Raw genomic sequence first — 13206 nt, forward strand, 5'->3', positions numbered from 1 at the left:
AGGAGCCGGATGCGCGCTGCGATTTTCAGGAACGGTGAGATCGTCGTCGACCGGATGGCTGAGCCGAAGCCGGGCAACGGCCAGGTGCTGGTCAAGACGCTCGCCTGCGGCATCTGCGGCTCAGACCTTCACGCACGCCAACACGCCCACCGCATGGTGGAGATGGCGCGGAAGACCGGGCGCAAGCCAATGGACCTCACCCGCGACGTCGTGTTCGGCCATGAGTTCTGCTGCGAAGTCGTCGATTACGGGCCCGGCACCACGCGCAAGCTCAAGTCGGGTACGCGCGTGTGCTCACTGCCGGCCCTGGTGACGCCGCAGGGCATCGAGGGCATCGGTTATTCCAACGAGAATGTTGGCGGCTATGCCGAGGCGATGCTGCTGAGCGAAGCGCTGCTGCTCGAAGTGCCCAACGGTCTCGCACCGGAGCATGCTGCACTCACCGAACCGCTCGCGGTCGGCGTTCACGCCGTGGCCAAAGCCAATATCCGAGGCGGCGAGGTGCCGCTCGTGATCGGCTGCGGGCCGGTCGGGCTTGCGGTGATCGCCGCGCTCAGGATCAGGGGCCTGCATCCGATCGTCGCCGCCGACTATTCGCCGGCGCGACGCGCGCTCGCGGCCAAGCTCGGCGCCGACATCGTCGTCGATCCCCTGAAGTCGCAGCCCTATGCGACCTGGGCCGAGCACGCGCAGATGTCGGACGCGGAGAAGGCGGCGCGGCCGCCGTTGCAGGCCATGCTGCCCGCGCTGAAGCCCGCGATTATCTTCGAATGCGTCGGCGTGCCCGGTCTGTTGCAGCAGGTGTTCGAGGGCGCGCCGCGCGATGCGAGGATTGTCGTTGTCGGCGTCTGCATGGAGACCGACAGGAGCGAGCCGATGCTCGGCATCATGAAGGAGCTCAACGTTCAATACGTGCTCGGCTACACGCCGGACGAATTCGCAGCGTCGTTGCGCCTGATCGCGGAAGGGCAGGTGGATGCGGCTGCGATGGTGACGGCCGAGATCGGCATCGACGGTGTTGCGAAAGCCTTCGCCGACCTCGCCAATCCTGAAGTCCACACCAAGATCATCGTGCAGCCGTCGCGGTGATGCCTTACACCGGCAGCGCGATCGAATATTTCACCTGGCTGAGCGCAAAGCTGGACTCGATCGAGGCGATGCCGTCGAGCCGGGTGAGCTTGGTTTTCAGGAAAGTCTCATAGGATGCGAGGTCGGCCGCGACCACGCGCAGCAGATAGTCGCGGTTGCCGGTCATCAGATAGCACTCCAGCACCTCGTCCCATTTCGAGATTGCGCGTGCGAAGCGGTTGAGATCCTCCTCCTTCTGCCGCGCCAGCTTGATCGAGATGAAGACGCTGACATGCAGCCCCAGTGCCTTCTGGTCGACCGTCGCGATGTAGCGCGAGATGACGCCGCGCTCCTCCAGCAGCTTGACCCGGCGATGGCAGGGCGAGACCGAGAGTCCGACCTTTTCGGCGAGTTCCTGCATGGTCAGCCGGCTGTCATTCTGGAGCAGGGCGAGGATTTTTCGATCGATGGCGTCTAGCGCGGGCATTGGGATAGAACCTGTGGTTTCCAGATAGTTTTTGGTATGGCGTTCCAATATTAGCAGGTATCGCGCGAAAAATTGAGAAATTTGGCCCAGCCCGCAGGCGTATCATCGTGGCACCTGTTTTCCGGGAGCGTTGCCAATGCCCGTTGATACCGCCCGTCTCGACACATTGACCGCGCTGGCCCGCAAGGCGCTGTGGCTGTCGTCCTGGACCATCCATCACGCCAACCACGTCCGCACCAGCTCGGATGGCCTGAAGGTCGGGGGACATCAGGCCTCGTCGGCCTCGCTCGCGACCATCATGTCGGCGCTGTATTTCCATGTGTTGCGCCCTGAGGACCGCGTCGCGGTGAAACCGCATGCGAGCCCGGTGTTCCACGCCATCCAGTATCTGTTCGGCCGGCAGAGCCGCGAGAAGCTGGAAAACTTCCGCGGCTTCAAGGGCGCGCAGTCCTATCCTTCGCGCACCAAGGATGTCGACGACGTCGATTTCTCGACCGGCTCGGTCGGCCTCGGCGTCGCGCAGACGCTGTTCGCCTCGCTGGTGCAGGACTATGTCAAGGCGCATGGTTGGATGAAGGATCGCCGTGAAGGGCGGATGATCGCGCTGGTCGGAGATGCCGAGATGGACGAGGGCAACATTTTCGAGGCGCTCGCGGAGGGCTGGAAGCACGGCCTGCGCAACACCTGGTGGGTGGTCGACTACAACAGGCAGTCGCTGGACGCCGTCGTCCGCGAAGGCCTTTGGGAAAAATTCGAGACCATGTTCCGCAATTTCGGCTGGGACGTGGTGATCGTGAAATACGGCCGCCTGATGCGCGAGGCCTTTGCCGAGCCCGGCGGCGAGGCGTTGAAGCGCTGGATCGACAATTGCCCGAACGCGCTCTACGCGGCGTTGTGCTTCCAGGGCGGCGCCGCCTTCCGCAAGCACCTGCATGACGAGATCGGCGATCAGGGACCTATCACAAAACTGATCGACAAGCGCAGCGACGACGAGCTGCTGGCGCTGATGTCGAACCTCGGTGGCCACGATATGGCGAGCATGCTGGAGGCGTTCGAATCCATCGATCACGACCGCCCGGTCTGCTTCATCGCCTACACCATCAAAGGCGTCGGCCTTCCGTTCCAGGGCCACAAGGACAACCACGCCGGCCTGATGACGGTCGCGCAGATGGAGAAATATCGCGACAGCCAGAACATCCGACCCGGACACGAATGGGACAGATACGAGGGTCTCGCGCAAGACGCCGCCGAGCTCGATGCCTTCCTCGCGCGCGTGCCGTTCAACCAGGACGGCCGGCCGGCTTACCGCGCCTGCGATCGAGGTGCCCGCGCAGCTCGCCTTCAAGCTGTCGCCGCAGATGTCGACCCAGCAGGGTTTTGGGCTGGTGCTGAACGAGATCGCGCGCGGCGACAGCGAGCTTGCCAAGCGCATCGTCACGACATCGCCTGATGTCACCGTCTCGACCAATCTCGGTCCGTGGGTGAACAGGCGCGGCCTGTTTGCGCGCGGCGAGAAGGCCGACTTATTCCGCAGCGAGAAAATTCCTTCCACGTTCAATTGGGACTTTTCGCCGAAAGGCCAGCATCTCGAACTCGGCATTGCCGAGATGAACCTGTTCATCATGCTCTCGGCGCTCGGCCTGTCGCACCAGATCAACGGCGAGCGGCTCTTGCCGGTCGGCACGCTCTACGATCCCTTCATCGAGCGCGGTCTCGATGCGCTGAACTATGCCTGTTACCAGGATGCGCGCTTCATGGTGGCGGCGACCCCATCAGGCATCACGCTCGCGCCCGAAGGCGGCGCGCACCAGTCGATCGCAACGCCGTTGATCGGCATGGCGCAGGATGGCCTTGCCTCGTTCGAGCCGGCCTTCGTCGACGAACTCGCCGTGATCATGGGGTGGGGATTCAACCACATGCAGCGCGATCCGGGCGAGGGCGGCTCGATCTATCTGCGGCTCTCGACGCGCAGTATCGAGCAGGCGCAACGGATCATGACGCCCGAACTGGAGCAGGGCATCACCGACGGGGCTTATTGGCTGCGCAAGCCTGGCCCGAATGCCGAACTCGTGATCGCCTATACCGGCGCGGTCGCGCCCGAAGCGATCGAGGCGACCGGCTTCATCGGCGAAAGCCGGCGCGACATCGGCCTGCTCGCGATCACTTCCGCAGATCGTCTGCATGCGGGTTGGACCGCCGCACGGAAATTGCGCCGTGATCGGAGAGGCGTGCAGCATCTCAGCCACATCGAAAAACTGCTCGCGCCGCTGCCGCGCGACTGCGGCATCGTGACCGTGATCGATGGTCACCCGGCGACGCTCGGCTGGCTCGGCAGCGTCCGCGGCCATCGGGTCGAGGCGCTCGGCGTCGAGCAGTTCGGTCAGACCGGCACGATCGCCGACCTCTACCGTCACCACGGCATCGACGCCAACGCCATCATCGATGCGGCCGAAAGCCTCACCACCGGCGCGCCGGTGCTGCATCGGAAGATGGCGGTGTAGTGGGAATGACCGGCGCATGGGCCCCGGCTCAGCAGCGCACCGCTGAAGGGCGCTGCGCTGCGTCCGGGCCACGAGAGCCGCTTCGACGAGCTGCAGTTTCGCGTCCCGGACGCGGCGCGGCATGAAATGACGCGACGCTGAGCCGGGACCCAAGTTCTCACGTCCCAGCCACCTTGCCACCCCTCCGCCATCGGCTCATATAGCCTCCGTCCGCCGCAACGCTGGCCCCGCATATGGCGGGTTCAATTGCCGGCGCTTTCGTGCAAGGATGCCTGCCGAAACGCCCCCTCCATACCCAAGAAGAGGTTCACGATGGTCAATCGCATGCAGTTCTACATCGACGGCGCCTGGGTCGATCCCGCCGTCAAGAAGTCCACCCCGGTCGTCAATCCGGCGACGGAAGAGGCGATGTACGACATTGCGCTGGGCTCCAAGGCCGACGTCGACAAGGCCGTCGCCGCCGCCAAGCGCGCGTTCGTGACATTCTCCCAGACCAGCCGTGACGAGCGCGTCGCGCTGCTCACCAAGGTCATCGAGATCTACAAGGGGCGCCTCAAGGAGATCGGCGCTGCCGTCTCCGACGAGATGGGCGCGCCGCTGCCGATGGCCGAAAAGCTCCAGGCCGGCGCCGGCCTCGGCCATCTCATGACCACGCTCGACGTGCTCAAGAATTATCATTTCGAGGAACCGGTCGGCACCGCCATGGTGCTGCGCGAGCCGGTCGGCGTGGTCGGCATGATCACGCCCTGGAACTGGCCGCTCAACCAGATCGCCTGCAAGGTCGCGCCCGCGCTCGCCGCCGGCTGCACCATGATCCTGAAGCCGTCGGAGTTCACCCCGACCTCGGCGCTGATCTTCGCGGAAATCCTCCATGAAGCCGGCGTGCCGAAGGGCGTGTTCAACCTCGTCAACGGTCTCGGCCCCGAGGTCGGCGCCGCCATGAGCGAGCACCCCGATATCGACATGATCTCGTTCACCGGCTCGACCCGTGCCGGCATCGATGTGGCCAAGCGTGCGGCGCCGACCGTGAAGCGCGTCAGCCAGGAGCTCGGCGGCAAGTCGCCGAACGTCATCCTCGAAGGCGCCGACCTCACGAAGGCGGTGACCGGCGGCGTGATGCACATGTTCAACAACTCCGGCCAGTCCTGCAACGCGCCCTCGCGCATGATCGTGCCGCTGTCGAAGATGAAGGAAGTGGCCGCGATCGCGAAGGCTGTCGCCGACAAGACCAAGGCGGGCGATCCGCGCGCCGAGGGCACCACCATCGGTCCGGTCGTCAACCGCGGCCAGTGGGACAAGATCCAGGGGCTGATCAAGAAGGGCATCGACGAGGGCGCAACGCTCGTGTCCGGCGGCCCGGGCCTGCCCGAGGGCGTCAATAAGGGCTTCTATGTCCGCCCGACCATCTTCGCCGACGTCACCCCTGACATGACGATCGCGCGCGAAGAAATCTTCGGACCGGTGCTGACCATCATCGGCGCCAAGGACGAAGCCGAGGCCGTGCATATCGCCAACGACACGCCCTATGGCCTGGCCGGCTACGTCACGGGCGCTTCCGTCGAGGACGCCAAGCGGGTCGGCCGCCAGATCCGCGCCGGCAACGTCAACCTCCAAGGCGTGCCTAACGACCGCACCGCGCCGTTCGGCGGCTACAAGCAGTCCGGCAACGGCCGCGAATGGGGCAAGTACGGCCTCGAGGACTTCCTCGAAGTGAAGGCCGTCGCCGGCTTCAACGCGGCGTAAGCTATCGTTTGAACCAACATGACGCCGGAGTGGAAAACCGCTCCGGCGTTTTTGTTCTATCTTTCGTCATTGCGAGGAGCGAAGCGACGAAGCAATCCAGGCTGCCTCCGCGGAAAGATTCTGGATTGCTTCGCTTCGCTCGCAATGACGAAAGGCGTGACGGAGGAAAAACTATCCCCCCACCGCGCCCTGCGTATTCACGTACAACGCGTAGATCGATTGGCTCGCGGCCATGAACAGGCGGTTGCGCTTGACGCCGCCGAAGCAGAGATTGGCGCAGCGTTCGGGCAGTGCGATGCGGCCGATCATGACGCCGTCGGGCGCGAACACCACGACGCCGTCGAGCTCGGGATCGCCCATGCCCCAGCCGCACCAAAGATTGCCGTCGATGTCACAGCGCATGCCGTCCGGCGTGCCCGGACCCGCATCGATGTGGACGCGCTTGTTGGAGATCGTCGTGCCGTCTGGCGAGACGTCATAGGCGAGAATCTTGCGGTTCGGCACGCCGCGTGATTCCACGACATAAAGAATCTTCTCGTCCGGCGAGAAACACAGGCCATTCGGCCCCAGCACGCCTTCGGCAACGATAGTCGCCTTGCCGGTCGTGGGATCGAACCTGTAGACGTTCGGCTCGATCTCGGGCTCGGCCTTGTAGCCCTCGTAATTGCCGAGCAGGCCGAAAGTGGGATCGGTGAACCAGACCGCGCCGTCGGACTTCACGACGACGTCGTTCGGCGAGTTGAGTTTCTTGCCGCCAAACGAGTCCATCAGCACAGTGATGGTGCCGTCATATTCCGTGCGGGTGACGCGTCGCCCGCCGTGCTCGCAGGTGACGAGCCGGCCCTGGCGGTCCCTGGTGTTGCCATTGGCGAAATTGGAGGGCTTGCGGAACACCGAGACCGCGCCGGTCTCCTCCTCCCATTTGACGATGCGCTGGTTGGGGATGTCGCTGCACAACAGATAGCGTCCATCGCCGACCCAGACCGGTCCCTCGGCCCAGCGCAGGCCGGTGGTCAGCCGTTCCACCGCCGAGAGCTTCAGCCAGTATTTTTCGAAGCGGGGATCGAGTGCGCTGATCGCCGGATCGGGGTAATACGTCGCCGGCCGCCAGCCTTGAGGCCGATCCTGGTTATGGGACGATGCATCGTTCATGTGCAATTCTCGTTGTTGCGTTCCCTCTGTCCAAGTCTGCTAGCATCAGATATCTACGGCCGCAAATCGGTCGCACATACGAGGAAAGACATGCCGCGCATCTTGATGACGGGAGCTTCGGGCGGGATTGGAACGCGCCTGCGAAAATTGTTGCCGCCGATCTATCCGGACCTGCTGCTCAGCGACATCCGCCCGCCCGCCGACCTCGGCCCGAACGAGCAATTCAAGGCGGCGGACCTCTCCGACATGGCGCAGGTCGAGGCGATCTGCGAGGGCGTCGACGGCATCATCCATTTCGGCGGCTATTCGGTCGAAGGTCCCTGGAATGACATCCTCCAGGCCAACATCATCGGCGGCTACAATCTGTTCGAGGCGGCGTATCGCAAGGGCGTCAAGCGCGGTGGTGTTCGCCTCCTCGAACCATGCCGTCGGATTCTATCCGCGCCACCACAAGATCGGCACCGACGTTACCCCGCGCCCCGACGGCCGCTATGGCGTCAGCAAGGTATTCGGCGAAGCGGTCGGCGCCCTCTACGCCGACAAGCATGGCCTGAAGGTGACCTGCCTTCGCATTGGCAATTTCGGCGACGTGCCGCTGGACCTTCGCCGGATCTCGATCTGGCTTAAGCCGGAGGATCTGGTGCAGCTCTGCCAAATCGGGCTCGAGCATCCCGACATTCATTTCGAGGTTTTCTACGGCGTGTCCCTGAACGAGCGCGCCTGGTGGGACAACCACCGCGCCTACGAGTTCGGCTACCGCCCCACGGGGCGCTCCGAGAACCACGTGGCGCATGCGATGGCCGAGCAGGCCAAGATGAAGCCCGATCCGATCGGCGATCACTATCAGGGCGGCGCGTTCTGCAGCAACGAGTTCGACGGCGACACAAGCCGGATCATCGACTGGACCAAACGGTAGGAGCGCATTCGCAGATCTAGGGCGTCGGAATCGACGCCCTAGACAACGCGTTTGCCGGCCTGGGCCGCGATGGGCCTCTGCACAAAATACATCAGGATCAGGGAAATCACCGCCGTCGTCACGACGACGTATCCCAGCCGGTCGAAATGCCGGAGCGTACCGTCGGCGTCCTGCGCGATCAGCGCGGCGGCTAGCACGGAGCCGAGCCCGCCGGAGAGTTGTTGCAGGGACGCGCCGACCGCGCTGAAGGAGCCGCGTTGCGCCGGCTCGGGGATCGCGGAAATCAGCGCCTGCGACGGAATCATGCGTGAGAAGATGCCGACGAACATCAGGACGTTGACCAGGATCGCGACCGTCAGACTCACCTCGCCGAGATGCGTGTAGATCAACACCATGACGATCGACATGGCGCTGCCGAAGGCAAAGGTCGGATATTTGCCGAAAGCATCGCTCGCGCGTCCGACCAATGGGCCGATGACGATGCTGAACAGGCCGGAGACGAGATAGATCGTCGGCAGATGCACGATATCGATGCCAAGATTGTGCACGGTGTAGGCGCTGCCGAACGGCATCAGCATGTAGCCGCCGGTCGCCAGCAGGGTCGTCACTGAAAACGCCATCCAATATCGTGGCTGCGAGACCGTTGCGACCAAATGCCGGAACGGGTTTCTATCCTGCTTCAGCGCGAGATGGCCGTTCACCGGCTTCGTCAGGAACAGCACGGCGGCCATCCCTATCACCGAAAGGCCGACCAGTGCGCCGAACGCGACGTGCCAGTTCCACTGGTTGGCGAGGAAAAGACCGGCCGGGATGCCCAGCACCTGGCTTGCAGCGAAGGCGGTTTGCACGAAACCCATGACGCGGCCGCGCAATTGCAGCGCAAACAGATCGGTCACGATGGCGAGCACGACCGAGCCGATCACGCCGCCGAACAGGCCGGTCACGATCCGCCCCAGCAGCAACAGATGATAGTTGGGCGCGATCGCGCAAAGCGCCGTGCCAAGGGTAAAGCCGGCATAGAAAAACAGCAGCAGCCGCTTGCGATCGAACCGATCGGCAAAGCCAGCCGCCATGATGCCGGAAATTCCCGCGCTGAATGCATAGGCCGAGACCGCCACCCCGAACTGTGCGGCCGAAATATCGAGCGCCGGCATCATGATGGCGCCGAGCGGCGACATGATCATGAAATCGATGATGATCGTGAACTGGACCAGCGCTAGCAGCGCAACCAGGATTGCCTGGTAGCGCGAAAAGCCGCGGGATGGCGCTTGCCGCTCGGCGATCGGCTCGGTCAGGGTTTGTTCGGTCATGCCATTTCATTCGGGAGGAGACAGGTGAGGACACGCGATGAGCCGCCGGACGGCGGTTCCTATCTATTCTGGATCTGCGTTATTTCGATGGGTTGACAATAGTTTTAATGGCTGTCTCGGCGCGGTGCGCCGGCTTGTTATGAGGTCGCGCTTCGCGGTGAGCTATCAAACCCTCATGGTGAGGGCCGCCAAAGCGGGTGTCTCGAACTATGCAGGCCGAGCACGTCCGGCAAGCTCTCAGCTGCCAGATGCGATAGCCCTGCCGCGAGGGGGAGAGGCGAAGGAACGGCCGCACTAACTCGCCTCGCCCCCGATCCGCGCCAGATAATCCGACTTGCTGAATTGCATGTGGTCCACGCAGAGTTGGGCCAGCGCCCAGCTGTCGCGGCCCTTCAACAGCTCGATCATCAGTTCGTGCTGGCGCCGCGATTGCGCCAACCCGTCGCGGTCGGCGAGGTTTTTCGCGCGCATCGGCAGGGTCAGGTTCATGTAGTCCTGGAGCGAGCGCACCAGATAGGGATTGCCGCAGGCCGCGAACAGCGCGACGTGGAAGGCGTCGTTGGCCTCGTGAATGCCGCGCAGATCCCGCACCTCCGCCTTGGCGCAATACTGCCGTTGCAAGGCGGAGAGCTCGTCGATCAGGTCTTGCGGCGCGGGCAGGGGGATCATCAGCGCGGCCTGCCGCGTCAGCATCTCCCGGACCTCGTAGATCTGTCGGACCTCTTCGGCCGAATAGAACCGCACAGTGGCGCCGACATTCTTCTCGCGGCGGACGATGCCGCGGCGCTCCGCGTCCACCAGGGCCTGACGCACAAAGTGGCGCGAGGTGCCGTAAGCCGACATCAGCGCGTCCTCGGTGAGGCGTGCGCCCGGCGCGAGGCGGCCGAAGATGATGTCCTCCTCGAGCCGCGCGACGACATCGTCCGGATCGTCGCGCCGGATCGTCGTGGCGTCTGCGGTGCGGATGTCGGACATGCCCTCGGCCTCCCGGCGCTTGGCCGGTTCTCTCTGTGGAGCAGGGTAGATCAGGATTGTCAATAATTTGGCGGTCCACCAGCATGTTGATCCAGAAAATAGCGGGTTTGATCTCTGCCTTATTGACAATCAAGGGGCAGGCTGTACGACAATGACCCGGTGATCGGAGTGGCATGATGACGAGTGGGTTGCGCAAAGGGCTGACGAGCTATGGCGATGCCGGCTTCTCGCTGTTCCTGCGCAAGGCGTTCATCAAGGCCATGGGCTATTCCGACGACGCGCTCGAGCGCCCGATTGTCGGCATCACCAACACCTATAGCGACTACAATCCCTGTCACGGAAACGTCCCCCAGATCATCGAGGCGGCCAAGCGGGGGGTGATGCTGTCGGGCGCGATGCCGTTCGTGTTCCCCACGATCTCGATCGCTGAGAGCTTTGCGCATCCGACCTCGATGTATCTGCGCAACCTGATGGCGATGGATACCGAGGAGATGATCCGGGCCCAGCCGATGGATTCGGTGATCGTGATCGGCGGCTGCGACAAGACCTTGCCTGCGCAGGTGATGGCGGCGATCAGCGCCGACCTGCCGACCGTGGTCATCCCCGTCGGCCCGATGGTGGTGGGCCACCACAAGGGTGAGGTGTTAGGGGCCTGCACCGATTGCCGCCGGCTGTGGGGCAAGTATCGCGCCGGCGAGATCGACGATGTCGAGATCGAGGCGGTGAATGGCCGTCTCGCGCCGTCGGTCGGCACCTGCATGGTGATGGGCACGGCTTCGACCATGGCCTGCATGATCGAGGCCATGGGCCTGTCGCTGCCGATGAGCGCGACGATCCCGGCGCCGCATGCCGAGCGGTTTCGCCTGGCCGAGGCGAGCGGCAGGGTTGCCGCGGAAATGGCCAAGACCAAGGGGCCGAAGCCGAGCGAGTTTCTGACGCCGGCGTCGTTCAAGAACGCGCAGGTCGTGCTCCAGGCGATCGGCGGCTCGACCAACGGCCTGATCCATCTTACCGCGATGGCGCATCGCTCACCGCACCGGCTCGATCTCGGGGTGTTCGACCAGATCGGCCGCGAGGTACCGGTGCTGGTCGATCTCAAGCCGTCCGGCGAGCACTATATGGAGCATTTCCACCACGCCGGTGGTGTGCCGAAACTGCTGGCGCAGCTTGGAGATCTCGTCGATCTCGACGCGAAGACGATCACCGGCGAGAGCCTGCGCGATGTCGTCGCGAATGCGGAAGACGTGCCCGGCCAGGACGCGATCCGTCCGCGCGACAATCCGATCAAGAGGGAAGGCGGCCTTGCAGTCCTGCATGGCAATCTCGCGCCGCGCGGTGCGGTCATCAAGCAGTCGGCTGCAAGCCCGAAACTGTTGCAGCACACCGGGCGCGCGGTGGTGTTCGAATCCGTCGAGGACATGACCTTGCGGGTTGACGATCCCGATCTCGACGTGAACTCCGACGACGTGCTGGTGCTGCGCAATGCCGGGCCGAAAGGCGCGCCCGGCATGCCCGAGGCGGGCTATCTGCCGATCCCGAAGAAGCTCGCGCGCGGCGGCACCAAGGACATGGTGCGCATTTCCGACGCGCGCATGAGCGGCACCGCGTTCGGCACCATCGTTCTCCACATCACACCGGAATCCGCTGTCGGCGGACCGCTGGCCCTGGTGAAGAACGGCGACATGATCCAGCTTGACGTCGCCAAGCGCAGCATCGAGCTGCTGGTCGATGCGGCCGAGCTGGAACGGCGTCATGCCGCCTTGAAGCCGGCCGCTGCGCCGGATGAAGCGCGGCGTGGCTACGCCTGGCTGTTTAACGAGACCATCATGCAGGCCGACGAGGGCTGCGACTTCGATTTCATGCAGAGGACTGGGAAGAAGACTGAGCAGAAAGACTAAGAGAGGGTGACCAATCACCCGCACGAACGCTCAGACCGCTAAAGCGGCGGGCGATAAAAACAGGGGGAAACGATGATTGCACGATCCATGCTTGGGCTGGCGGCAACGGCCGCTGTTCTCTTCGTCACGGGCGCATCGGCGCAGGAGGTGAAGCATTATCGCTTCGCCTATGACCAGCCGCGCAACACCGGCTATTCCATTGCGGGCGACCTCTTTGCCGACAAGCTCAAGGAATTGAGCAAAGGCACCATGATCATCGATCAATATCCGGGCGCGCAGCTTGGGCAGGAGCCACAAGTGCTCCAGCTCGTGAAGGCCGGTGACGTCGAATTCTCGATCGTCTCCTCAGCCAACACCGCGACCATCTCGCCGCAGGCCGGCGTGATGTCGTTGCACTATTTGTTCCGCGACGAGAACCACGTGGTTAAGGGACTGGCCGATCCGAAAGTGTTCGAAGCCCTCAAGACCCTGATCGACGAGACCACGCAGGGCCTGCACGTCATCGCGACGGGATCGCAGGGCGTGCGTCACATGTACTCGAAGAAGGAAATCCACAACGTCGGCGACATCAAGGGGCTGAAGATCCGTGTGCAGGCGACTGCGACCGAGGACACCATGTTCCCCGCCTACGGCGCCCAGACCGTGCACATGCCGTTCGGCAGCGTCTACACCTCATTGCAGACCGGCGTCATGGACGTCGCCGAGAACAGCATCAATGTCTACCTCGTCAACAAGCACTACGAGGTCGCGCCGGTGCTCAATATCACCGAGCACGAGGCCAACAACGCGCTGGTGTTCATCTCCGACAAGCTCTGGCAGAGCCTCTCGGCCGAGCAGAAAGGCTGGGTGCAAGCGGCGGGCAACGAGATCAGCACGAAGGAGCCGGCAAAGGCCTTCGATCTCGAGCGCAGCGCGGCCGAGAAGCTGAAGAAAATGGGCGTGAAGATCGTCGACAACGTCGACAAGAAGAGCTTTGCGGCGATCGCCGACCCCTATCTTGACAAGCTGGCCAAGGAGCTCGGTCCGCATGCCGTGAAGATCAAGGATTTGATCCGGTCGGTCAATTAAGCCGCCCCTGTGGCCATCCTTCGAGACGCCCGCCTACGGCGGGCCTCAGGCTGAGGTCACGTTTTCAGGCGAGATTTTAGACCCTCAT

General features: G+C 63.6%; 8 protein-coding genes and 2 pseudogenes. 6 read left to right on the top strand and 4 right to left on the bottom strand.

Features of this window, described 5'->3' with window-relative positions; genetic code table 11:
- Window positions 1–9: 9 nt before the first annotated feature.
- Complete coding sequence (locus ACVWYI_RS13605; RefSeq protein WP_456662308.1) at window positions 10–1089, top strand: zinc-binding dehydrogenase; 1080 nt, start codon at window positions 10–12, stop codon at window positions 1087–1089.
- A gap of 4 nt (window positions 1090–1093) precedes the next feature.
- Here ACVWYI_RS13605 and ACVWYI_RS13610 read toward each other — a convergent pair whose 3' ends face one another.
- Window positions 1094–1555 carry an Lrp/AsnC family transcriptional regulator gene (locus ACVWYI_RS13610; protein WP_247441329.1) on the bottom strand — a complete coding sequence of 154 codons (462 nt, stop codon included), beginning with the start codon at window positions 1553–1555 and terminating at the stop codon, window positions 1094–1096.
- 136 nt (window positions 1556–1691) lie between these two features.
- Here ACVWYI_RS13610 and ACVWYI_RS13615 point away from each other — a divergent pair.
- Together ACVWYI_RS13615 and ACVWYI_RS13620 are read left to right on the top strand one after the other, a co-directional pair.
- Window positions 1692–4056 (top strand): annotated as a pseudogene (locus tag ACVWYI_RS13615) (transketolase).
- A gap of 312 nt (window positions 4057–4368) precedes the next feature.
- Window positions 4369–5799 carry an aldehyde dehydrogenase family protein gene (locus ACVWYI_RS13620; RefSeq protein WP_354053128.1) on the top strand — a complete coding sequence of 477 codons (1431 nt, stop codon included), beginning with the start codon at window positions 4369–4371 and terminating at the stop codon, window positions 5797–5799.
- Between the two features lie 171 nt (window positions 5800–5970).
- On the opposite strand, the gene ACVWYI_RS13625 is transcribed toward ACVWYI_RS13620, so the two are convergent.
- Complete coding sequence (locus ACVWYI_RS13625; protein WP_354107751.1) at window positions 5971–6951, bottom strand: SMP-30/gluconolactonase/LRE family protein; 981 nt, start codon at window positions 6949–6951, stop codon at window positions 5971–5973.
- 90 nt (window positions 6952–7041) lie between these two features.
- Here ACVWYI_RS13625 and ACVWYI_RS13630 point away from each other — a divergent pair.
- Window positions 7042–7867: pseudogene (locus ACVWYI_RS13630) on the top strand (NAD-dependent epimerase/dehydratase family protein).
- Between the two features lie 38 nt (window positions 7868–7905).
- On the opposite strand, the gene ACVWYI_RS13635 reads toward ACVWYI_RS13630, so the two are convergent.
- Entirely contained in the window at window positions 7906–9177 is a 1272-nt protein-coding gene (locus ACVWYI_RS13635; protein ID WP_456662309.1) for an MFS transporter, read from the bottom strand.
- A 294-nt stretch (window positions 9178–9471) separates the two neighbouring features.
- Entirely contained in the window at window positions 9472–10152 is a 681-nt protein-coding gene (locus ACVWYI_RS13640; RefSeq protein ID WP_456662310.1) for a GntR family transcriptional regulator, read from the bottom strand.
- A gap of 173 nt (window positions 10153–10325) precedes the next feature.
- On the opposite strand from ACVWYI_RS13640, the gene ACVWYI_RS13645 reads away from it, so the two are divergent.
- Together ACVWYI_RS13645 and ACVWYI_RS13650 are read left to right on the top strand one after the other, a co-directional pair.
- Window positions 10326–12050, top strand: coding sequence for an IlvD/Edd family dehydratase (locus ACVWYI_RS13645; RefSeq protein WP_456662311.1), 1725 nt, complete (start codon window positions 10326–10328; stop codon window positions 12048–12050).
- 72 nt (window positions 12051–12122) lie between these two features.
- A complete protein-coding gene (locus tag ACVWYI_RS13650; protein ID WP_247342740.1) occupies window positions 12123–13118 on the top strand; it encodes a TRAP transporter substrate-binding protein in 996 nt (331 codons plus the stop codon).
- Window positions 13119–13206: the final 88 nt, after the last annotated feature.

Source organism: Bradyrhizobium sp. LB13.1 (genome assembly GCF_054056815.1).

Excerpts from the sequence above, each read along its gene's own strand:
- ACVWYI_RS13650 (WP_247342740.1), top strand. The coding sequence starts at position 12,123 with ATGATTGCACGATCCATGCTTGGGCTGGCGGCAACGGCCGCTGTTCTC.
- ACVWYI_RS13610 (WP_247441329.1), bottom strand. The coding sequence starts at position 1,555 with ATGCCCGCGCTAGACGCCATCGATCGAAAAATCCTCGCCCTGCTCCAG.
- ACVWYI_RS13620 (WP_354053128.1), top strand. The coding sequence starts at position 4,369 with ATGGTCAATCGCATGCAGTTCTACATCGACGGCGCCTGGGTCGATCCC.
- ACVWYI_RS13625 (WP_354107751.1), bottom strand. The coding sequence starts at position 6,951 with ATGAACGATGCATCGTCCCATAACCAGGATCGGCCTCAAGGCTGGCGG.
- ACVWYI_RS13635 (WP_456662309.1), bottom strand. The coding sequence starts at position 9,177 with ATGACCGAACAAACCCTGACCGAGCCGATCGCCGAGCGGCAAGCGCCA.
- ACVWYI_RS13605 (WP_456662308.1), top strand. The coding sequence starts at position 10 with ATGCGCGCTGCGATTTTCAGGAACGGTGAGATCGTCGTCGACCGGATG.
- ACVWYI_RS13640 (WP_456662310.1), bottom strand. The coding sequence starts at position 10,152 with ATGTCCGACATCCGCACCGCAGACGCCACGACGATCCGGCGCGACGAT.
- ACVWYI_RS13645 (WP_456662311.1), top strand. The coding sequence starts at position 10,326 with ATGATGACGAGTGGGTTGCGCAAAGGGCTGACGAGCTATGGCGATGCC.